The sequence below is a fragment of the Pseudoalteromonas sp. SR43-7 genome, from assembly GCF_014163785.1.
In the GTDB taxonomy this organism is placed as follows: domain Bacteria; phylum Pseudomonadota; class Gammaproteobacteria; order Enterobacterales; family Alteromonadaceae; genus Pseudoalteromonas; species Pseudoalteromonas distincta.
On sequence record NZ_JACJDY010000023.1, the window covers coordinates 63217 to 86236 of the forward strand.

22 protein-coding genes are annotated in these 23020 nt (G+C 39.7%); 9 read left to right on the forward strand and 13 right to left on the reverse strand.

Annotated features, from left to right (window positions below):
• Positions 1–19: 19 nt before the first annotated feature.
• The 11 genes from H5087_RS16305 to H5087_RS16355 all read right to left on the reverse strand — a co-directional run bounded on the left by H5087_RS16305 (position 20) and on the right by H5087_RS16355 (position 10284).
• A complete protein-coding gene (locus H5087_RS16305; protein WP_182672723.1) occupies positions 20–736 on the reverse strand; it encodes a hypothetical protein in 717 nt (238 codons plus the stop codon).
• On the reverse strand, positions 733–1473 hold the full coding sequence (locus tag H5087_RS16310; protein ID WP_024595838.1) for a hypothetical protein: 741 nt from the start codon (positions 1471–1473) through the stop codon (positions 733–735). Before H5087_RS16310 ends, H5087_RS16305 begins: the two co-directional genes overlap by 4 nt.
• The gene (locus tag H5087_RS16315; RefSeq protein WP_182672724.1) at positions 1460–1813 is read right to left on the reverse strand and encodes a cupredoxin domain-containing protein; all 354 of its coding nucleotides are present in this window, start codon (positions 1811–1813) and stop codon (positions 1460–1462) included. The genes H5087_RS16310 and H5087_RS16315 overlap by 14 nt, the downstream gene beginning before the upstream one ends.
• A complete protein-coding gene (locus H5087_RS16320; protein ID WP_182672725.1) occupies positions 1806–3119 on the reverse strand; it encodes an ATP-binding protein in 1314 nt (437 codons plus the stop codon). Before H5087_RS16320 ends, H5087_RS16315 begins: the two co-directional genes overlap by 8 nt.
• A gap of 26 nt (positions 3120–3145) precedes the next feature.
• Positions 3146–3805, reverse strand: coding sequence for a response regulator transcription factor (locus H5087_RS16325; protein WP_182672726.1), 660 nt, complete (start codon positions 3803–3805; stop codon positions 3146–3148).
• A gap of 7 nt (positions 3806–3812) precedes the next feature.
• Positions 3813–4460: a hypothetical protein gene (locus tag H5087_RS16330; protein WP_039488809.1), complete on the reverse strand. Its 648-nt coding sequence runs from the start codon at positions 4458–4460 to the stop codon at positions 3813–3815.
• Positions 4461–4481: 21 nt separating this feature from the next.
• Positions 4482–5252, reverse strand: a complete 771-nt coding sequence (locus tag H5087_RS16335; protein ID WP_182672727.1) for an SDR family oxidoreductase — start codon at positions 5250–5252, stop codon at positions 4482–4484.
• A complete protein-coding gene (locus H5087_RS16340) occupies positions 5249–5938 on the reverse strand; it encodes a TenA family transcriptional regulator (protein WP_138490150.1) in 690 nt (229 codons plus the stop codon). The genes H5087_RS16335 and H5087_RS16340 overlap by 4 nt, the downstream gene beginning before the upstream one ends.
• On the reverse strand, positions 5931–7400 hold the full coding sequence (locus tag H5087_RS16345) for an AMP-binding protein (protein ID WP_182672728.1): 1470 nt from the start codon (positions 7398–7400) through the stop codon (positions 5931–5933). Before H5087_RS16345 ends, H5087_RS16340 begins: the two co-directional genes overlap by 8 nt.
• A complete protein-coding gene (locus tag H5087_RS16350) occupies positions 7397–8050 on the reverse strand; it encodes a thermostable hemolysin (RefSeq protein ID WP_182672729.1) in 654 nt (217 codons plus the stop codon). Before H5087_RS16350 ends, H5087_RS16345 begins: the two co-directional genes overlap by 4 nt.
• A 152-nt stretch (positions 8051–8202) precedes the next feature.
• Positions 8203–10284 carry a TonB-dependent siderophore receptor gene (locus H5087_RS16355; RefSeq protein ID WP_182672730.1) on the reverse strand — a complete coding sequence of 694 codons (2082 nt, stop codon included), beginning with the start codon at positions 10282–10284 and terminating at the stop codon, positions 8203–8205.
• A 168-nt stretch (positions 10285–10452) separates the two neighbouring features.
• On the opposite strand from H5087_RS16355, the gene H5087_RS16360 reads away from it, so the two are divergent.
• The 5 genes from H5087_RS16360 to H5087_RS16380 all read left to right on the forward strand — a co-directional run bounded on the left by H5087_RS16360 (position 10453) and on the right by H5087_RS16380 (position 14687).
• Complete coding sequence (locus H5087_RS16360) at positions 10453–11076, forward strand: fused MFS/spermidine synthase (RefSeq protein WP_039488814.1); 624 nt, start codon at positions 10453–10455, stop codon at positions 11074–11076.
• The gene (locus tag H5087_RS16365) at positions 11069–11953 is read left to right on the forward strand and encodes a spermidine synthase (RefSeq protein ID WP_182672731.1); all 885 of its coding nucleotides are present in this window, start codon (positions 11069–11071) and stop codon (positions 11951–11953) included. Before H5087_RS16360 ends, H5087_RS16365 begins: the two co-directional genes overlap by 8 nt.
• Positions 11954–12086: 133 nt before the next feature.
• Positions 12087–12554 carry a MarR family transcriptional regulator gene (locus tag H5087_RS16370; protein WP_182672732.1) on the forward strand — a complete coding sequence of 156 codons (468 nt, stop codon included), beginning with the start codon at positions 12087–12089 and terminating at the stop codon, positions 12552–12554.
• Between the two features lie 8 nt (positions 12555–12562).
• Complete coding sequence (locus H5087_RS16375; protein WP_182672733.1) at positions 12563–13627, forward strand: HlyD family secretion protein; 1065 nt, start codon at positions 12563–12565, stop codon at positions 13625–13627.
• Positions 13628–13637: 10 nt separating this feature from the next.
• Positions 13638–14687, forward strand: a complete 1050-nt coding sequence (locus tag H5087_RS16380) for a DUF2955 domain-containing protein (RefSeq protein WP_138490145.1) — start codon at positions 13638–13640, stop codon at positions 14685–14687.
• Positions 14688–14800: 113 nt separating this feature from the next.
• Here the strand turns inward: H5087_RS16380 and H5087_RS16385 are convergent, their stop codons facing one another.
• Positions 14801–15958, reverse strand: coding sequence for a benzoate/H(+) symporter BenE family transporter (locus tag H5087_RS16385; RefSeq protein WP_182672734.1), 1158 nt, complete (start codon positions 15956–15958; stop codon positions 14801–14803).
• Between the two features lie 378 nt (positions 15959–16336).
• Here H5087_RS16385 and H5087_RS16390 point away from each other — a divergent pair, with 378 nt between their 5' ends.
• The gene (locus H5087_RS16390; RefSeq protein WP_182672735.1) at positions 16337–17041 is read left to right on the forward strand and encodes a hypothetical protein; all 705 of its coding nucleotides are present in this window, start codon (positions 16337–16339) and stop codon (positions 17039–17041) included.
• Positions 17042–17161: 120 nt separating this feature from the next.
• A complete protein-coding gene (locus H5087_RS16395) occupies positions 17162–17905 on the forward strand; it encodes a zinc-dependent metalloprotease family protein (protein ID WP_182672736.1) in 744 nt (247 codons plus the stop codon).
• A 90-nt stretch (positions 17906–17995) separates the two neighbouring features.
• Here H5087_RS16395 and H5087_RS16400 read toward each other — a convergent pair whose 3' ends face one another.
• The gene (locus H5087_RS16400) at positions 17996–19216 is read right to left on the reverse strand and encodes an alkaline phosphatase family protein (protein ID WP_182672737.1); all 1221 of its coding nucleotides are present in this window, start codon (positions 19214–19216) and stop codon (positions 17996–17998) included.
• 162 nt (positions 19217–19378) lie between these two features.
• On the opposite strand from H5087_RS16400, the gene dgt reads away from it, so the two are divergent.
• The gene (gene dgt / locus H5087_RS16405) at positions 19379–20845 is read left to right on the forward strand and encodes a dGTPase (RefSeq protein ID WP_182672738.1); all 1467 of its coding nucleotides are present in this window, start codon (positions 19379–19381) and stop codon (positions 20843–20845) included.
• A 72-nt stretch (positions 20846–20917) separates the two neighbouring features.
• Entirely contained in the window at positions 20918–22561 is a 1644-nt protein-coding gene (locus tag H5087_RS16410) for a cell surface protein (protein ID WP_182672739.1), read from the forward strand.
• Positions 22562–23020: the final 459 nt, after the last annotated feature.

Here is a 23020-nt window from a genome sequence, read left to right on the forward strand (position 1 = left end):
AAACCGCTTTCATTGGTTATTAAAATTCAAATTCTAATGCGAGCCTAAAACTATGATTTTTTTCTGATTGGCTTATCTCAGTGATAAAACCCGCTTCCCATTTTAACTGCTTTTGTCCATCAAAACGCTGCAAACCTATAAACCCAGGCCCTATACCAATAAAGTCTTCACCTACGTACACCTCAATAGATGGCTGAAAAGCAGAACGGTAGCGATAGCGATATTGCGCTCTAAACTCGCTTTCCCATTCATTTTGAATATCCTGCCCCCACTCGTAAACCAAAAAAGCATTCATAGTTAAGCTTGTTTTGCCAAACTCTTTTTCGATCACAAAACCCGAAGTTGCTTCATACACATCTTCATTATGTTTTTTTTCAAGCTCAAATAATGCCCCCCAATCAGCCCATAATTTACCTTGTTCAATTAATTGCAAGCGTAGTTCAAGCTCATAAGCTTCTAAACCAAAGTCGCCGTTGTCATCTCGCTCACCAACTAAATAGCCTTCTAGTGCCATTGTATCGTTAATAGCACCGCCACCACCCAAACGCTGCGCTAGTATGTTGCCACTATCTGTTTGGTGCGACACTAACCGCCATTCAAACTCTCGCTCAAAAGGTAAAACATAGGGGTGATATACCTTATCAACAACAATTCCATCGGCCTTTGCTGGGATTGAAAGTACCAACAAACAAAAAACGGTAAAGCTAAGCGCTAAATATAGGTTGAGTGCTTTCATACACGTTCCTTAGATATTGAAGCCGAAATAACATAACAAAGTGATAAAAATATCACGCTACTTGTACTATATATAAGTACACTCATTAGATCCGGGGTAGCCTCGTAACCAACAAGGGCGCGCAGTACGCGCCCGAGCTCAGAGTTTTCGCTTAATACATCGCGTAAATCCCACACGGTTGCGGTGTTGGTAATTAAGTCTATTTGGCTTGCCAAATCCAGTGCAACTAATAACTTAGCCGCGCTGTTAAAAGCAAGCAAAGTAAAAAGCGGATACATACCAAAGCGGTGCTTAATTGCATTCATTAAAAAGTACAGCAATACGCTAAAACTTAAACAAATTCCAACACCTAATAAAGTGCCAATAAATAAGCTTTGCCCTGCATCATTACTTTGCCAAAAACTGGTGAGGTAAATAATATAGTGGCTTAAATACAATGTTATTGTGCTTATAACAGCAATATAAAAAGCCGCTGATTTTTGTTTTATTGCAAATACTAATACGGCTATAAATATAGTAATACATAGCCCTATTTGTGAGTACTCTAACCCTTGGTGTTCAAACCACTGGCTCACCCATGATGCACTTTGCATGTACAAAAACGACATGAGCGCGCCAATTAATAAAGCAGACCCTATTTTTAAAGCGCTTTGTTTTTTAACTACTTGTAGTAGCACTAATAAAATAGCCACAGGTAGTAATTGATTAAGGCTCATGACTAAACTAGTTATTAGCATGCTGCGCCTCCTCATCACCAACTATTACAACGCCCCTTGCTGTATTGGGCGAAAACTCACCAAAAAATTCGTAATACCCTTTACTAAGCGGTCCTATATAAATAATGCTTTTACGGTTTGGGTAGAGTACTTTTTCTCTGTTTAGATCAAAGCTATCAAACTCTTCTGGTGTGCTATCTTGGTTTTCTATCAATAGTTTTACTTTTTTATTCGCGGGAATGGTAATTTGCGAGGGATAAAACAAATGATCTTTTAAAATAATAAGGTACTCTTTACTCACCGCGTTAAACGACAAAAATAGCAAACAACAAAGGCACCGATTAAATAAACGTTTAGTCACTTTTCACTCCTGTAAAAGTAACCTTAACGGTTAGTCCGCCTAAAGGGCTATTCGCTAAATGAATAGTTGCGCCATAAATAGCAATTATGTGTTGAACAATCGCCATACCTAAACCGGCACCTTGCTCGCCTGATGGATGCTGATCACCTCCTACTCGATAAAAACGATTGAATATTCGCTCTTTTTGCTGTTCAGTCATACCCGCACCAGAATCATCAATTTGCCAACTAAAGCCGTTATTACTTGATACTAATTTAATTATAATTTGACCATTATTGGGTGTGTACTTTATGGCATTGCTAAGTAAATTAGCGATGAGTGTGGTTAATGTAAATTCATCACCATTAATTACAAAATCATCGCCTTCAAGACTAATGGTTTGGTTTTTTTCATCTATTTTGTCGTATTGATCCGATACGACTTGCTGAGTAATCGCTAGCAATGATTGCTCGCTAAACTGCCTCTGCCATTGTTCAGGCTGAGTGCGCCCTAAAATTAGCATTTGCTCGACAATATTACTTAAGCGATTAATGCCCTGCGACATAGCTTGTAATTCTTGATGGTCTTGCAGATTACTTTGTTTATTAGCCAAATTATGTACGTTAATTTTTAAACTACTAAGCGGGGTACGTAACTCATGGGCTGCATCTGAGGCAAAAAATCGCTCCCGTAAGTAGGCAGTTTCTACGCGTTTAAATAAGTCGTTTAAACGATTAATAACCGGTTTAATTTCTTCATCGGTTACTTGCCAGTTAATTGGCGTAAAATCGTTAGCTTGGCGAGACGCCAACTGCTTAGATAATCGGGTAAGAGGGGCTAATGCGTATTTAACAAAAAAGCTAATAAAAATAGCAAGCAGAGGGACTGCCCATAGCATAGGTAACATTGCGGATAAAATAACGGCTTCAGCTAATTCAAAACGCTTTGCCATTGGTTCAGCAACGATGACTTTACGGGTGTTTTTACTCATCACAAATACCCGCATACGCTGCCCTGCTAGATTGGCCGTTTGAAAGCCCTCGCTAAAACTAATTTGGTTATTCGTTAAACTCGATGAGCCACTAAGTAAATTATTATTTTGCCAAATTTGATACAACAACTGAGCGCTATTATTACTTACTTGTACTGCATCTGTGCTTAGTGCCAATGGTTGCTCAATTAAAACGCCAGCCACTATTTTAAGCTCATCATCAAGCAAAATTTCGCCGTGGTGCATACTTTTTTGATAGCCTTTTACTAATGCTAAAAAGCAAGTTAGCACCATCATTGAAAGTAAAATTAAGGTCAGACGTTTACGAATAGACATTTTCAACCTCGAAAAACAAATACACTCTAACGCTTACCAACCACGTAGCCAATGCCACGTAAGGTTTTAATAAAATCACTAGGGAATTTTTTACGAAGATGATGAATATGCACCTCTATGGCATTAGAGCCAACTTCTTCACCCCATTGGTAAAGTTTGTTTTCGAGTTGTTGTTTTGATTGTACCCTTCCCTGATTTTCCATCAGCGCTTTTAAAAGCATATATTCTTTTCGCGGTAGTGTAAGTGACTGCCCACTTAGTTTAACTGTATGAGCAGAAGTATCCATTACTACATCACCACAGCGCAATAAGCATGATTGCGTTTGGTTAATGCGCCGGCTTGCTACACGTAAACGGGCAAATAGCTCAGCGGGGTCAAACGGCTTTGCAAGGTAATCATCTGCCCCCATATCGAGCCCTTGGACTTTGTCGTCAATACTGCCGCGAGCAGTTAAAATAACCACCGGTATTACTTTTTTTTGCGCTTTAATATGCTTTAAAACTTGCGAGCCGTCGCCATCAGGCAATCCTAAATCGAGAATAACAAGCTCAATCTCACCACTAGAAAGGCACTCTAAGGCGTGCTTTACTGTGCCACTGTGCTCTACGCTGTAGCTCTCTTGGCGCAAAGAGCGAATAAGTCCTTGCGCCACTAAATGATCGTCCTCAACGAGTAATAAATGCATTATCTGTTTATCTTTTTAATTTTTTATCTACTTTTGCCAATAGCTGACTTATTGCTTGTTGACGATATTTATCTGCTTTTGCCCGAGTATCACGAATCCCAGCAGCTTGCGCTACAAGTAGTCGCGCTTTAGCTTGTTTATAATCGCCTTCGTCATACAAGTATTCACCGTATAAGTAATTAGTATCAATGCCTTCGAGATTAAAAGCGAGCGCTTGTTTAAATAATTTTTCAGCTTTGTCGTCATCACCAAAACCAATTGGCCAACCAGGTACTTTGCTATAAAGCGTTGCAAGGCTTGCGTAAGCGGAGCCATTTAATGCAGTGCCATCTATTGAAAGTGCATTTTCGAGTGACGCTTTTGCTTCTTTTGCTAAACCAAGTGCGCCCAAGCCCCCTTTTGCGCCAGCAAAACTAGCTAACACAATGCCATTCCAAATATGTGTTTGCGCTGAGCTTGGATAGTTTTTAACAAATAATGCGCTTTGCTCACTTAGTTGTGTAAACGCGTCTATTTGCGCATCGTCTTCAAGTTCGTAATTAGCAATTGCCCACTTTTGTTGAATATCGGTTAAGTCTTGCGCTTCATCTGCGTGTACTGCAGTTGCAAATACAGAGGTTAGTATTAAATAAAATGCGAGTGTAAATTTATACATAATTTTGCCTTTGTGTGTTTGTTAACTTAAAAAACGTTTAATTTTAGGAAGTTGCTTTGCAATAGCGTTATCAACAACGTTTGGGAATACGCCATTTATGCGTGCAAATAATTTTTCAGGAAAACCAATAAAGCGCCTTGTTTGGTTTGAACTTATAAGTGCTAATAACTCTTGAGCAACTAATTCTGGCGAGTCCATTTTATTACCGAGTTCTTTATTCAGCGCACGGGTTTTGCTGTTATTAATGGTGGTGTCAGTGGCTCTTGGTGCTAGGTAAGCGACTTTAACACCCGAACCGTTTAGTTCGCGCGAAAGCGCCTCTGTAAAACCACGTAAACCAAATTTACTGGCGCAATAAAGTGTTTGAAACGGGTAACCAATACTGCCAAACGATGAGCCCACGTTAACAATGGTGCCTTTGGTATACGCTAACTGCCCTAAAAATAGCTGGCATAATTTAATAGGCACCGACAAATTAGTAACGAGTATATTATCTATTTGATCATTACTTGTGTGCTCTAAGCTTTGCATTGTATTTATACCGGCATTGTTAATAAGTAACTTAACGCCGCCGAGTTGCTTAGCTTTTATTGCTAAGTTAATCCGTGTTGTATCGTCGGTTAAATCGCCAGTAAATATTTCACTGTCTGGGCATACACTACTGAGCTCTTCAAGGGCTTGGGTATTTCGCCCTACAAGCAGTAACTTCCACCCTTTTGCATGTAGGGCTTTAGCAATCGCTTGCCCTATTCCGCCTGTTGCACCAGTGAGCACACACAAAGAACTACTCATGCCAATTTGCCTTGTGCACGTGCTTTAAAAAATGGTTCGTCATCGAGTCCACGAAATATATCGCCGTATAAACGATAAAAGCGCTTTGCACCATGAAGTATGGCTTGCTGATCCGCCTCGTCTGTTATTTGGTTCATTAGGTTTTCAAAAAACTTTACATGCTCTATATCAAGCGCGCCGTGAGAGGTTAAATAACTAAATGCTTTTTTAGGTAAACCCACAGCATTTGCAATGTTTGAAGCGGCGCCATCAGCAAGCGCTATAGAAGTGCCCTCAAGCACATGCACCATGCCAAAAAAGCTTAACGGATTTTTACGTGCAATGGAGTCGTACGCATACGACACCATCATTTCGGTAGCAAATTGCGGCTGACTACACCGTACTGTTTCTTTGTCAAAACCACAGGCTGCAATGTCATTAAGTACCCACTCTTGATGACCTATTTCCTCTTCAATATATTCTGCGACGGCTTCGCGCAGCCACTCTTGATCGTCGGTTAATCGCGCACCAACCGACATCATTAATGGCACAGTGTGCTTAACATGGTGATACGCTTGCGCTAAAAACGAGGCGTATTCTTCAAGTGATGCTTCGCCTTTAAAAACACGCTGAATAATCGGCGCTGCAAGCAGGTAGTTTTGTTCTTGTTTAGTTTGCTCTTTAAGGGTGTTAAAAAAATCACTCATTAATTACTTCTCCAAGTCGGTAAAATTGCTCAAACACAGCATGGTACTGCTTACTTATGGCACCTCGTTTTGGGCGATTATTTGTTGTTAATAATCCTTGTTGCACACTTAATGGGGCAGCTAAACGATGCCACTTTTGAATTCGTGCATAGTCGGGTAGTTGTTTATTAATTGCGTTAACGTATTGCGCTAACGCTGGGTTACTTAGCTTTGAATCGGCGTAAATAATGGCGGTTAAAAAAGGTCGACCTTCACCAAACACAACCGCTTGTAAAATACCGCTTTGGCTGAGTAATAGTGATTCAGGCCACTCGGCACTGATGTTGCGACCCATACTGGTAATAATTAGGTTTTTTAGGCGGCCTTTAATAAATAAGGTATTTTGATGCTGTTCGACCAGGTCGCCAGTTGCATACCACTGGTTTTTGTTGTGAGGTTGATGATTCAAGTAACCCAAAAACAAATCGCCTTTTATAAAAAGCTGGCCATTTTCAATTTTGGTTCGAATATGAGGTAACACAGAGCCGGCACTTTTGAGATTGTCGTTTGTGGGCGTATTTAAACTAACTACAGATGCCGCCTCAGAAAGGCCATAACCTTGGTATACCGGTAAATTTAAGCTACGCGCTTTGGTTAATAGCATTTCGCTGACACGCGCACCACCTACGGCAATAAACTGTAACGAACTAGGCGGTTGCCACCCTTGCTCTGCAAAAGTAACTAAGCATGCTAATAGTTCAGGCACTAAAATAAGCGTATTTGGCTTAACTTTATCAATAGCAGCTATAAGCTGTGCGGGCTGTTTTAATGTAGTTCCAACAAAGCCTAATTCATTTAACGGCATTAAATGCACTGTACCGCCACTTTTTAAAGGGGCATACACACCGGCTATATTTTCAAGCAATACAGCAAGCGGCAATAAACATAAATGCACAGGCTTTTTAATGTTAATTTTATCGCACAGAGATTGAGCTACCTGCATTTGGCTCTTTGCAGATAAACACAAGCCCTTTGGTTGCCCAGTCGATCCTGATGTAAACGTTACTTTTTGAGTTTCTGGAAAATAACTGCCGGGGTTAGCTACAGCGATTTCGTAAATATATAATGTGTAAAAATCAAATAAAGTAATTGATGCAGTCGGTTCCCCAAATAAAGGGTTTAGCGTGTCGCTCATAAATATATTAGCGCCACATTGCGCTAGTACATATTGAGTTTGTTGTTCACTAAAAAAGTGAGCAATTGGCACAGCCACTTTATTAAAAACCGCAGTAGCGGCATCAATAACAAGCCAAGCTGGCGTATTATCGAGCTTATAAGCGATACATTTGCCGTTAAAGCTTTGTAGTATTTTTACTATTTTTTGTATTTGCTGGTTAAACTCACCACCGTTAATTTCAAGTGTTTGCTCTTTATTATGGGCAATAATTAATGCCGATACTGCATGGGTATTATAGTAATTCATACATTCACCAACGCATTTACCAAAGAATTGATATTTGAGTGGTTTTGCTGCATCAAACTAAAAAGCATTGGGGTATTTAATACTTGTTGGTGAGCTTGCTCTAGGCTCGCAATACATACTGTTGGTTGGTTAGCGTAGTAACTGCCCCACTTTAATGGATTCTCAACTACAAAACTGCTCGCAAGTGCAATTTCGGTACACGTAACACCAAGTAAGCGCAATAAAGCACGCACTTTGTTGGTTGCACAAAACACCAAATGTTTTGCCCCTACACTTTGTAGAGCCTCGTTAACAATAATAAAATGTGCCAGTGTTGCTCTTCGATTTGTAGAGCAGAGATTACCAAGTTCAAAAATTTTATTGCGAGAAATACTCTCATTTAAAAAATCTTCAACGGGTGATGCTAAATACTGTTCAATAAATAATGGCGAAGTTGCTTGCCTTAAACCCAATGTGCATTGCCCTTCGTTTGTCGTGTATTGGCAAAGTAATGGCATAAAAGAGGTAAGCGTGGCGTTGTAAGCGACTAAAAACCCTTCTTTAACTGTGTTTTCTAACGCACTTCTATGCTCATCATTAACGCGAGCACTAACAAAGCGTGAGTTATTTTGAATATAAACGGGTGATGAAGGTAGGTGTGCTAATTGCATAAACATCGCTCATATAAAGTGTATGTTTGTAACTTAGCGAGCGAAACTTAAAGAAAACTTAAGAAACCTTAATTTAAATAAAAAAGCGCCTTAATTATTAAATTAAGGCGCTTCAGGATGAAAACTGTTTAAAAGCTTAATAAGCTAAGCTATTAAAAATTATAAGCTATCGACATTTTAAATTGCGTAGGCGCCCCCGGATAAACCCACAAAGCGTTGTAGCTACTTTGAGCGTAGTCTTCATTAAAAATGTTATTAATGCTCACATTTAGCTCTGTTTTATCTGTTAAATTTAATTGACCAAACAGGCCGACCAATTGGTAACTTGGTAGTCTAAAGCTCAAATCTGCGGCATCACCTAGGCGGCTGCTGGTATATTGGTAACTTGCACCAAATTCAAGCTCTTTACCCATTAATGCTGTTTGATGGCTAAGTGTAAGGTTTAGATTGTTTTTTGGTACATTTACCAGTGGGCTGCCTTTTTCTATTGGCACGCCCCAATCGGCATTAATAATGTCGTTTGCTGTGGTGGCATCTATATAGGCGTACGATAAGTTAAATGCTGTTGCATCGGTAATATAGGTACTTAAATCAAGCTCAAACCCTTTGCTATCAGCTTTACCAATGGGAGCCGAAAAACCAACGTTTACAGGGTCTGCTACTAACATATTACTTTTAGAAGCATCAAAAAATGCCACAGTACCGTTTACACCTAAGTATTCAAACTTAGCACCAACTTCAAACGAGTCGCTGTACTCAAAGCCAAACGGGTCGCCGTTTGCATCAGTACCGCTCAGTGGTAAAAAGCCTTCAGAGTAACTGCTGTAAAAGGTTATAGTATTATTTAGTTCGTACACTACGCCAACGCGTGGGCTTATTTGGCTTTCAGAGCTGGTCGAAAACACACCGCTGTTTGTTTCTAAAATATCTTGGTCTACGCTGTCAAACCTTAGGCCCACTAATAGCTTAAATTTGTCGGTAATATCCATTTGGTCTTGAACATAAATACCGTACGCCTTTTGCTCTTCGTCGTTTTCGTAAAGCAAGCTTACTGGTGGGCGTTCAACATCGTAGTTTGGCTCAAAAATATCAACAGTATAAGTGCCGTTACCGCCTCGATAGCGAGAAAGCGCAGTGCGTAAATCGTACTTGTATGCATCAGCACCTATTAACATATGGTGCGTAATACCGGCTGTGTCTACACTGCCGCTTAGCTCAAACTTTACACTTAAATCTTCTACCTCGTAGTCGCGATAGCGCTGCTGGCGAGTAAGTGTGCGGCCATCGTCAAATAACGATTGGCGCGATGGCGAAAGTTCTGCATCTGACGAAAAACCCGTTAAGCTAGAGTCTCGATAATTTGCACCTACAACGAGTGACAATTCCTCGTTAATATCGTGGTTAAGCGTAATTTGGTGGCCTCGAGAGTAAACCTGAGTGTCTCCATCGTTTGGGTTACCTAAATAGCGCGAGCTTGGTAGTGTGTCAAAATCGTTATCGAGTACGACAACACCACGGTCGAATAGCTGAGCTAAGTCAACATATTCAAACTCATAAGTTACACTGGTCGATGCGTTTATTTGATGATATATAGACGGCGTAATCACCTTTTTATTGGTGTATACCTCATCGCGGTAGCTGTCACTATCTTGCCATGCGCCATTTATTCTAAACGCGGTGGTATCGTTAATGCCGCTGGTGTAATCGCCTTCAACGCGATTAAAACTGTCGCTGCCTAAGCTTAGCTTTATCTCGCCTTGTGAGTCAAACTGTGGCTTTTTAGTTACAATATTTACAGTCCCGCCTGGCTCTGATCGCCCATAAAGTGCTGAACCTGGGCCCTTTAGTACTTCAATGTAATCAATGTTAGATACATCACGCGGGCCGCTAAAACCACGCCCACCGCTAAAGCCATTAACTAAATAGCCCGATGGCATATTTTCGTTACCCGAAAGGCCACGAATAGAAAAGCTATCCCACAATGCACCACTATTGTTTTTACGTGAAATACTAGCTGAAAAATCAAGCGCATCTTGTAGTTGAGTAATTCCTTTTTTATTAAGCTCAGCACTATTAATACTAACTATAGATTGTGGCATTTGCTTTTGAGGAATATCACCGCGATAAGCTTGTTTATAAGTGACAGATATTTTTTCGATTTCTTCTTTTTGATCTTGCGCAATACTGGGCGCACTAATTCCTAGGCAGGCTAAATAAATTAAAGAGTACTTCATGTGATTGATTAACTAAGCAAGTGTTATAGTATAACAAAATTGTAGCATGTGTTACTTTATAACAAAACTTCTTTTTAAAAAATCACTGAGCGATTAATTAATGCACTAGCGACTGCCGTGTCATCACGTTAGTATAGTGTTCTACTTAAGTTACATAACGATAATTACATGAGCATAAAAACAAACGCGTTAATTTACTTTTTAGCTTTTTGCAGCGGTTTTTGCATTATGGGGATTGAACTTTTAGGAGGGAGAATTCTCGCCCCTTTTTTTGGTAGTAGCGTACATATTTGGGGCAGTATAATTACAGTATTTATGCTTAGTTTATCTTTTGGGTATTTACTTGGCGGTAAACTCAGCACTAAAAATGCATCACTTACCAAATATGGTTTAATATTTTTAATAGCCAGCATTATGGTGGTGCCTATTACATTATTTTCGCAGCCAATAATGGAATTTATATTTACCCATATTGAAGATAGCCGCTACGGTTCACTCTTAGCGTCAACTGCTTTATTTTTTATACCTACCGTTATTTTAGGCATGATCTCGCCCTACTCTGTGCGCTTACTGGTAACAGATAGCGATAAAAGCGGCCAAGTCGCTGGGCGTTTATACTTTGTAAGTACGCTTGGCAGTGCACTGGGTACTATAATTACCTCGTTTTACTTTGTACTCGCGTTTGACGTAAATACTATTATTAGCGCCTTTGCTCTAACGCTTGGGTCACTGGGTTTAGTCGCGATTGTAATTAATACCTTGGCTAATAATAAGGAGCTTGCTCATGCTTAAATATTTACTACTGCCGTTAATTGCATTTTCCGGTTTTGCGTGCAGTAAAGTTATCCACGAAGAGCGCTCGCTTTATCGCAATATTATTGTTGAAGAAACGAGCGACTTACGTTGCCTTAAATTTAATACTAAAAGTAGCCAAACAAGCCAAAGCTGTATGTATAAAAACAATCCCGACAAACTTGTTTTTAATTACACAAAATTGACTTTTGCGAGCCTTTTAGTAGCCGATAACCCTAAAAATGTACTTATTATAGGGCTAGGTGGCGGTACGCTTTCTAACGTTATTCATGAGCTATACCACACTGCAAAAATTCATAATGTTGAAATAGATCCCGCAGTAACTAAAGTTGCACGCGATTACTTTAACTTTATAGAAAACGATTTAGTGACATCAAGCGTGCAAGATGGCCGTATTTTTATAAAACGTGCCGCTATTAAAAAGCAAAAGTATGATTGGATTATTTTGGATGCATTTAACGGCGACTATATTCCGGAGCATTTGCTTACTAAAGAATTTTTTGAAGAAGTACAAAGCGTATTAGCCGAAGGCGGTGTTATAGCTGCAAATACGTTTTCAAGTAGTAAACTTTATGAACATGAGTCGGCAACTTACCACGCTGTATTTGGCGACTTTATAAATGTAAGTCGCGAAAATCGTAGTAATCGTATTATTTTAGCGGGACTTAAATCAATGCCGAGCGAAGCGCAAATTAACACGCGTGTAAATGCTCTCGCCCCTAAATTAGTAAAATACGGTATAGACATAAAAGCGATTAGCCAATTTATGCAATTTACTAAAAACGATCAAGATTGGCCCGCAGATACAAAAGTACTTACCGATCAATACTCCCCAGCTAATTTACTTAACTTTTAAACTCCTGCTAAACCTCACCATTTTTACAAGTGAGGTTTAGCAAATATTTTACCATTTCCCTCTCTTTCATATATTTACTTAGCAAGCTAAGTAATGATAAAATAGTTAGCTTGCTAACTATGTTGGGATGGCTATGCCTACACACAAACCTTTTCACGAAACGCTCGATTTAACTGTTATCGGTGATATGGGCCGAGTTCATCGCTTATGCCGCGAAGCGGTAACCATTGCGGTTGAGCCTTTAGGGCTTACTCAATCGCGCTGGACTGCACTAATGCATATTAGTATGCGTGGTGAGGGACTAACACAACTTGAGCTTGCTAATAGCTTAGGGATAGAAATGCCTTCATTGACTCGTACGCTTAAGCAATTAGAGGAGCAATCGTTAATTGTTCGCCGTGTAGACAAACATGATAAGCGCAGTAAAAGACTTTATTTTACTGAGCAAAGTGGTGCCATTTTACATTCATTGCAAGAGACTATTTCCGATATAAAAAATCAGTTATACAGCGGTTTATCTGTTGAGCAACTAGATGCGATTGCATTTGGTTTGATCAAAATGGAGCAAAACGCCCTTAAATGTATTCAAGTTAATAAGTAAGGCTAAAAATGACACCGGATCAAAAGTTTGCACGCTATGTAAGGTTTTCTCTCATAGGGTTTATCTTAGTATTTATTTACTATTTAGTGGCCGATATGGTTTTGCCTGTGACACCACAAGCACGTGTTTATCACCCTGTTGTGCAAATATCACCGCAAATTAGTGGCCGAGTCACTAGTGTGCAAGTTAGTAATAACCAATCAGTTAAAGCAGGCGATATATTATTTAGTATCGATGAAGGCCCATATAATTTAGCTAAAGAACAAGCTCAACTCGCCCTTGATGATGCCAAATTACAAAATAAACGCCTTGATACCAATGTTAAAGCGCTTGAGGCACAAATAAGTGCTGCAAACGCTAAACAGCATGAGCAAAAACTATTAAAAAGCAGAGGCGAAAAGCTCTATAAGCAAAAGTCTATATCGGAGCAAGAACTTGAAAGCATTCGTGCTAATTTTGAAGCGAGTAAAGCAAATGTTGCTGCCCTTGAAGCGCAGTTAGCTGAAGCGGTTTTAGCTAGAGGTGACTCAGGGGACAAAAACTTAGCCATGCGCCACGCTGCTAACCAGTTAGCGCAAGCTGAGCTAAATTTATCCTACACAAAAGTGCGCGCATTAAGTGATGGCGTAGTTGCTAACTTGCAATTATTGGACGGCGCATACGCAGTTGCAGGCAGCCCATTATTAGCTATTGTTGCTAAAAAGGCAGATTTAGTTGCCGACTTTAGAGAAAAGTCACTCTCAAATATGAAGCAAGGCACACAAGCGCGCGTAGTATTTGATAGCCGCCCAGGTGAAGTTTACGACGCAATACTTGAAACATTTGAAGCAGGCGTTAGCAGTGGTCAACTTAGCGCTAATGGTTTACTAAGTACAACAGAAACCAGTAATCGCTGGGTGCGTGATGCACAGCGTCAACGCATTCACTTAAAACTCATAAATCATCAAGACTTAATAGCAAACATGCCTAGTGGCTCACGTGCAACAGTACAATTATTACCAGAATCAACAATTGGGCAATGGTTTGGCTCTGCACAAATCAGGTTTATTAGCTGGTTACACTACATTTATTAATGGAGGCTTTATGACTCAAATTGTTAGCCAAGGCCCACAATTAGACTCCAATGGCCTTCGCCAAGCACTGCGCATTGCAGGTGGGTGTACCCTTGGCTTTACTATTAGTAAATTAATGAACTGGCCCAATGGTATATTTTTTACCGTTTATCCTATGTTGATATTGGGCATGGTACCTACGTTAAGTCGTGGGCTTATAAATCAATTTATAGCATCTGCTGCATTTAGCGCACTTATAGTGCTGATAATGCAGGGATTGTTTTCTCACTTGCCAGTCGTTATGACATTATTAGTGTTTGGTGTTTTCTGCTTTTTATTTCATAAAATGAGTAGCGGTAGTGCCTTTTTATTTGGCGCTTTGGGCGTGATCAGTCTTTCTATTCAGCTACATTTTTCCAGCTATGTTGATCAAGGAAGCAGTATTTATCCGTTAATCTTAACTAATGGTTTGGCTATATTTTTAACCGTTATTATTGGAGCATTAATGCATGGCCTATTCCCTGATGTAACAGCAAGGCCCGGGCGAGTAATGCCAGCTAAAGCAAAAGAAAGTATTCGCCATGAGGTATTGTTATGCTCAACCGTGGCTACGCTCTCTTTTGTTGTTTTTCAGGTTCTTGATTTACAAGACTCAATATCTGCGCAGGCAGCTTCTGTGCTTATTTTATTTTCATTGTGCTGGAAAGCCGCAGGTATGGCCGGTTGGCAGCGAGCAATTGGAACGCTTATAGGCTGTAATGCAGCGTTACTATCGCAACTATTTTTGTATAGTCACTCTGATTTTTTACTTTTTCCGATGGCTATTTTATGGATACTTTCGTTTGTTTTTGCGCGCTTTCATATTTTAGGCGGAGGCATACCTGGCATTGGTTTTGGTGTATTGACTACATTTGGTATTTTGTTTGGAAATTCACTCGGGCCAGGCCAAGATCTTGTTTATAGTGCAATGTACCGGTTTAGTTCGGTATCTGTGGCTATAATCTTAAGCTTATGTGTTGTGTATGTTATGCACCATATACTTAATCGGTTTAGCGTAACTCGCCATCATACTTATGATTAGGTAAACCCTGTTTGTAAAACTAAAGGCTGCAATTGCAGCCTTTTTAATAAGCTTGGTTAAACTATTTTAATCATCTATATGAGCAATAATTTCGCTTTACATATTCACAGTTTTTAGTCTTTCCTGGTGATAATAAGCGTTAGCACACCCGCTATAATCCCCCAAAAAGCAGACCCTACTGAGAGCAATGTTAAGTTAGATGCAGTTACTAAAAAGGTGACTATTGCGGCCTCAGTATATTCAGTACTACTAAGGGCTTGCTGCAAACTATTAGCAATGGTGCCAAATAGCGCAATGCCCGCCAAAGCTAAAATAAGTGCCTGCGGTAAACTTGCTACCAAGCCAACTAATGTAGCTGCGCACAACGCCATTAAAATATAAAATACGCCAGCCGCTATACTCGCCCAATAACGTTTATCATGATTTTTATCCGCCTCATCACTCATACATATAGCTGCGGTAATAGCGGCTAAATTAATAGAGTAGGCTCCAAAAGGAGCGCTAAGCATATTTACAAAGCCAGTAACATTAAGAGATGCAGATATAGGCGCTTTATATTTATGTGCTTTTAAAACCGCAATACCCGGTAAATTTTGCGAAGTCATGGTAACTATATAAAGTGGTAAACCTATACTAATACATGCTTGCAAGTGGAAAGCGGGTTCAATATAAGCAAATTCGCTCATTTTCCAGTGCAGCGCGCTGGTATCAATATGGCCCATTTGCCAAGCGAGTAATACACCTATAATAAGCACGCTTAACATAGCAAAGCGGGCAAAAAAGCGTTTACCAATAAAGTACATAACGACCATTAAGCCAATTACTAAAGGCATGTCGTTCATAAAATTAAACACATCGATACCAAAGGTAACAAGCACGCCGGCCAACATGGCGCATGCAAGCTCACTTGGAATACGATTCATTATTTTTTCAAACCAGCCCGTAACCCCCGACAAAAACACGAGCAATGCACTGAGCATAAACGCGCCAATAGCCTCATTTAAGTTATACCCTTGGGCACTTGAAATAAGTAATGCAGCTCCTGTGGTAGACCACGCAATTAAAACAGGTACTTTGTAATAGTACGATAAACCAATTGACGTTGTGCCCATCACTAAACCGAGCATTAAAATCCAACTAGCTACTAAATCGGACGTACCACCAAGGGTTATCACTACCTGATAAATTAATGCAATAGAACTCGAAAAACCAATAATTACAGCCACAAGTCCTGCTGTAATTCGGTTAAGCAACTGATCAGACACCTTCATAAATTCCTCGTAATGCATTTATGCAGCACACAACATACGTGCCCAATAATTACATTGCAATTAGCGATTGGTTTACAAAAGGTGAAATAAATTCACTTTTTATTTTTCATTGTAATTAACGTCAAAAAGTCACTTTTAACCATTGTATTTAACCAAACAAACAAGTACCTGTAACTGAGCCAAAGCCCGCGTAAACACTACTAAAAACCAATACTAAAAAGAGCAAAAAACACACCAAAAATAAATATCCTTATATTTTATAAGGAATTATAAAATTAAGAAATAATTCTTTTCGGTTACATTTATTATCTTGATCTAATCCATTTAATAATATAAAACGTAACAAATAGTTAACCAAAAACACTAAAAGAGAAACAAATGAAGAGATCTGTCGTCTTACTAATTGCTATACCATTATCGGCATTTGCAGTTTATGGGCTATTTTTTAATGCAGATGAAACGGGCGAACCTATCGCGCCTGTTGCTATTGATTTTGTTCCTATTGATTTACAAAAAACGCGCAATACGCATCCCCCTGCACCTATTGATATGAGTAAAGATCCAATTACCGTAAAACCCATTGTTGCCCCAGACAACAGCTTACCGTTTGAGGAATTTGATGCCGTAAATCGCCTATCCGACAAAGCAAAGCAAGTGCTTATAAACGCAAAAGTTTTACCTACCGACTTACATAACGAAGCCTACATTGAGTTTGATTTAAATTCTTTACAGGCGTTAGAAACTGGCGAAAATTTTGATTTAGCTATTCCGCAAACAGCCGAAACATTCACCGCAGAAGTGACTAATGTGGTTGAGTCTGAAAATGGCGATAAGAGCATATTTGGTAAAATAGTGGGTGTTGACGGTCGCATGCATAATACCGTTTTAACGGTAGGTAAAGATGCCTTATATGGCCAATTTACTGCACCTTCTGGCAACTATGTATTCGAAAGTAAAGGTAAGTACGGATGGATTGCAGCAAAACGCGATTTATATAAAAGCCACATAGAGCATGAAGTAACCGCACCAAAGCCCAAATCAGATAAAAGCATCGATATATTTGCACCAAAAATTGATGGCTAACCAAAAAATATAAAAAGCAATTAAAGCCGCACTATAAGGCAGCTTTAGTGTGTCTGCTTTTTATGATCTCAACCAAGTTAAAAACAGTTCCAACCACAACAAGAGTAAGGAAATACAATAATGAAAAAAGTAATCACAACAACCGCACTGGCTGCGGCATTATGTGCAGCAAGTGTTGCGCAAGCAGAAACAATCGATATCGGTATTTTATATACCGACCAATCAGCTGCCGCAACTAGTAATATTGACACTAAAATAAATCAACTAATTGCTTTTAGTAATCAGGTATATAGCCAAAATGGCGTTGATATAACACTACGCTTAGTTGGCAAACAAAACTTAGGTGACTACGCAGTAACGCCGTCTGAGGATTGGTTAGATTCGGTTACAAATAGCAGCTACGTAGATGGCTTACGCAGCGATTGGAAGGCCGACATGATTGCCGTATTAGGTACTGGCCAAAGTGCTGGCAATGGGCTTATTTCATGTGGTTTAGCGTGGGTTGGCCAAGGCACTAATGGCAATCTATATAGCTCAATGAGCAGCCGTATGTACTCAATCACTGCAATTGATTGTGGTGCAACTACATTTGTACACGAACTTGGTCATAACCAAGGTTTAGCGCATTCACGCAAACAAGGTGACACATCTGGCGGTGTATATGTAGATGGCATGGGTCATGGCGTACAAAACGAGTTTGCAAGTATAATGGCTTACCCGCACGTTTACGGTAGCGCAACTCAGTACGATTACTTCTCTAACCCTAACTGGAGCGTAAATGGTATTGCATTTGGTATTACAAACCAAGCGTATGCAATTCGCACGGTTACTGCTACAAAAACAAGTATTGCTAACTTTAAATAAGTAGCGCATTAAAAAGTGGGCTAAATAGCCCACTTTAAAGTTTTAACATGTTCTTCCCTGCAGAGCGCTTACGCGCTCTTATAGATTAAGCTAATGCACAACCACTTTTTGCTTAATTGCTGGCATTAATGTTTTACCATTGCCATCTACTTTATTTAACAATTTAAGCCCCATCACTTTTGCAAGTACTGGGTAAATATCAAGGTTACTCACTTCTTTAAGGCTTACACCTTGTTTAAATGCAGGGCCTACAGCAATAAATGATGCTGCCATATCCTCGGTATATGCATAACCGTGAGTCCCTAAATAGGTTGGTTTTTTACCATTGGTAAATACCGCTGGCGCTGTAGTTTGCACCACAATATCGCCTACACGGGTGCCTTTATTGTAATGATACGCTGCTAATTGTTCGTCAGTTAATACTGTATAACGACCGTTTGCTGCATCTCGTAAGCGTGCTTTGTAACCTTCAATATCAGCATTTTTAGCATCAGGCTGGGTATAAATAAGTAAACGTGGGCCCGTATTTTTAACTAAAAAGTTTTCATCTTTAGGTAGTGTGGTTACATCAATGCTTTTATCTGGATCTATACTCGCCATACCGTGATCCGACACAATAACTAAGTTTACCTCTTGCTCTAATTTACTTAAGCGAGTTTGTAATTGTCCCATTAATTCATCAAGCTGTTTAACTGCATCTCGCGTTTGTGGTGCGTCTGGTCCAAACTCATGGCCCATGCTATCAACTAGCGAAAAGTAACTCGCAATAAAACGTGGGCGCTGTGATTTTGGTAAACTTAACCACTGAATAATTTGATCAACACGGCTTTGGTAATCGCTGTATTTAGAATAGTGATAAAAGTAATCTGGTGTCATGCCGTTAAATAACGCATCTGACTCAGGCCAAAAATAAGTAGCCGATTTAAGTCCCTGCATTTTTGCTAAATTCCAAAGCGGAATCCCCTTCACCCAAGTGCTATCGCCCAATGCTTTGCCCATGCTGTAACAGTCGTTTTTACGCGCTTTATCACAAAAGCTATTATCAACAATGCCATGGTTTACCGGCAGTAAGCCCGTAATAATAGAAATATGGTTAGGAAACGTTTTAGTTGGATAAACAGGTATTAGTTTTTGTGCGCGAACACCGCGCTCGGCCATTGCTTTTAAATTTGGCGCACCGTGTTTTTCAATATAATCCCAACGCAGGCCATCAATTGATACAAGCACCACAGTTTGCTCTTTTGCAGCAAATGCGCTGTTCATTCCTAACATTAGGCAAATTGATACTGCCTTTAAAATCCACTGTTTCATTATAAACACCTATAAATGCACAACAATTACTCAAAAAATTATTTTAAAGCAAGTTGTTACTTTATGATACAAACTGATAGATTAAACCCTGTATATTAAAGACAAATGACTATGTGCTAAAAACTATGCCAGTCATCAATTGTAAAAAGGATAAGTATAAAGATGACCATAGATTTTAGTAAAAAAATAACGCCAGCACGAATGTATCGCACAACCTCTAACTTACAAATGGCGCTAGAAAGCGACCGTGGCCGGATTATTAACAGTGCCGCTATTCGTAGGCTTCAGCAAAAAACCCAAGTGTTTCCGCTTGAACGCAACGCAGCTGTTCGTTCGCGCTTAACTCACTCGCTTGAGGTACAACAGGTTGGTCGTTTTATAGTGCAACGTATTTTTGCAAATTTAAGCTACCAACAACAAAAAGATTACGGCTTAACCGATTTAGAGCGCCCCCTAGAAAGCTTAGTAGAAATGGCCTGCCTAATGCACGATATAGGCAACCCACCGTTTGGACATTTTGGTGAAGCGGCAATAAACCACTGGTTTAATAACAACCTAGCAAGCGTAACACCCGAGCGCTGCAAAGAGCCCAATACCGGTATAGGTGTTGTTTTTAAACACCTTGCGCTTGATATTTGTAACTTTGAAGGCAACGCTCAAGGCATACGTATAATTCATTCGTTGCAAACGCTTAATTTAACTTACAGCCAAAGTGCTGGTATTTTAAAATACACTCGCCCTGCAGGGCTTGATACAAAAGATATACCGCAAAATAAAAACTACTTAATGAAGAAAGTGGGTTACTACTACAGCGAAAAAAACTTTGTTGAAGCGCTACAAAAAGAGCTCACTATTGAGCAATATTGCCGCCATCCAGCAAGTTATATAATGGAAGCCGCCGACGACATTTCGTATTGCCTAGCCGATATAGAAGATGCTGTTGAAAAAGGGATCATAAGCACCGAATTCTTATGTACACAGCTTAAAAGTCATTATAAAAAAGCACTCATAAACCTAACAATAGACGACACAGAGCACCAAACTTTTGTAGATAAAGCAGTTGACTACGCACATGAGCGCGCCAAAGCACTACCGTATAACTTTAACAGCGAATTTTTTATATACCTGCGCGTAGCACTTTTACATCCGCTAGTAAATCACGCTGCAAAACGCTTTATCGAAAATATAGAACCTATTTACCATGGCGACTTTAACCAAGCACTTTTAGAAGATAGAAGCCATCTACACGCTGTAACCAAAATGCTAAAGCAAGTGGCACTTGAGCATGTATTTTCAAACAAAGAAGTTGAAAAATTAGAGCTACAAGGGTATCGCATAATTAATGGTTTGCTCGATTGCTACAAGCCGCTACTTCAATTAAACAGCGATGACTTTAAGCGTGCACTAAATGGCGATTCACGTTTATTAATTGAGTCGCGACTTGTTAAAAAGCTCTCTAAAAAGCACTTAAATAGTTATCAACACGCAATAGATGCCATGCAAGAAGAGCCTGATCACTTTGCAGCGTACGAATTTTATTATCGCTGTAGATTAATTCAAGATTATATAAGCGGTATGACAGACCAATTTGCTTACGATGAATATCGCAGCCTTATGGTTATTGATTAGTCGTATTACTCTGGATAATTTTCAATTTTGCGCTTAAAATCAAACTATTAATATTTAAGCGCGCATAACTTTATGATATCAAAACTAATTAGATTTACCCTTTGCTTTGCCCTATTTTATAGTGCGCAAAGTGCTGCATACAACGAAGCTATGTGCATTTTAATTAAACAAGAAATGCAGCAAAATAGTAATAATAAAGCGAGTCAAAAATATCGTAAGGCAGCGCGTGATTACAAAAACAACTGTAATAAGCCAAAAGAAGTTCAAGCACAACCAAAGCCACAGATAATAGAGCCAGAGCCGGCGATTATTACTCAGCCACAACCAAAAATTGTTGAACCTGCCCCTGTAATTGAACCCACTGAAGAAGCTGTTAAAGATAGCATCAACGAGCAAACACTTAATTTAACTGATGATCAAAAACAACAAATAAACGATCAACTAAATACCAATAGTAACGAAATAGTAATTGATGCAGAGCCAACAACAGTAGTACCCGAGCAAGTAGTTACAGAGCAAAAAAGCGAAGCTGTGATAGAGCAAGTAAAACCGGCGACGCCAGAGCAAAGCGTTCAACCTACGCCTGAAAAGCCTGTACCTGTAAAACCAGCACCGGTGTTAACTAAACCAGCGCCAGTAATTGCGCCGCAACCTGTAGCACAAAGCCCAAGCTCGTTACTTTTACCCACTTTAATACTTGTTATAGTGGTACTTATTGGCGCTATGATAGTCGTGCGCCTGCGCCGTGCAAAACAAAGTAAAGTGATGGCAGAACCGACTATGGCGGCTCCACCTGAAGTTAAATCAGAAAAAATTGCTACGCCAGCTAAACCTGAAACTACAAAAGAGCCAGAGATTGAGCCTGTTGTCATCAACGAAGTAACTCAAAATAATAAACCAGTTGAGAGCAGCGTAGAGGCAAATGAAGAGCCTTTAGAGCCTACGAACACTACACAAAATGCTGATATTGAACATACACCACCGCAAATTTCAGATGAGCAAAACAACGTAGCTACACAAGTGCAAACAAGCGAAATTGAGCCTACACCGCTTAACTCAATTGATACTTTAGAGCAAACAAGTACCGCTACGTTTAACGAAGTAAAACAAAAACCTGAGCCTAATACAGCCCAGTTTGAAGCAGCAGCAAAAACAACCTTAGAGCGTATTAAAAATGCCAGCAGCTTTAATGAGCCAGAAGTACGCGACTTTGATCCAGATGCAAAGCCTGTAAAAAAACAACGTAAGCATCATACTGCTCATATAACGGAGCCTGCGCCAATAGAAGCCGAACACAACACTGTAGAGCCGGTTATTAGTACTCCTGAGCCAGTAACAGCGAGTGAACCGGTTGTAGATTTACACGTACCAGAGCAAATATCTGACGCCCAATCGACTACATATACAACAGAGCAAGACTTTAAAGAACCAGAGGTACGTACATTTAACCCAGATGCACCATTACCTGGTGAAAAGCCGATGCCTAAAAAACAAAGCGCAACACCTGAGCAAGCACAAACAACACCGCCAGTTGATGAGCCACAAAGTGAGCCTAAAAAAGCAGACAGTAAAAATCCATTTGCTAACTTATCGTTAGACTCAAGCTGGGATCCTGACTCGACTGAAAAACCCAAAATAGAAGAGAAAAAACGCGCGCCTAAATCGCAAGCATTAATAGATGCAGAAGAACGCGCTAAAAACATGCAAACCAAATAGTAAGTTTTAAAGTAGCGCCTCATATTTGAGGCGCAGTTTTAGTAACTAAATAATTAACTGCTTTTTTACCGTATTACTTACACTCTTATCCCCCTAAAATGCGCCTTAGTAATTAGAAGCTTCGCTCCTTGCGCGAGCAAGTTCAGCGCCTGGCGCAATATTTAAGCTTGAGAGTGTTTTATAAGCTTACAACTTGTTGGCGCGATGAGTGCAGAGCATACATTTAACTGGTGGTATTTTTAGACTTGAGTTTAAGGCTACGTTATCCGCAGCCATAAATTAAAGTAACTTGGTCAACATGCCCTAATTAAAAGTCCTAATTAACAGCCCTAGCGGCTGACGAATCCCCAAAACGTGACAGGCACAGCAATTTATGATCTTATGTAAATCACCACAACCCACATAAGTCACAACTGCTATGCCTGAGACATCAGTTTGCCATAAGTACTTTAAACATGC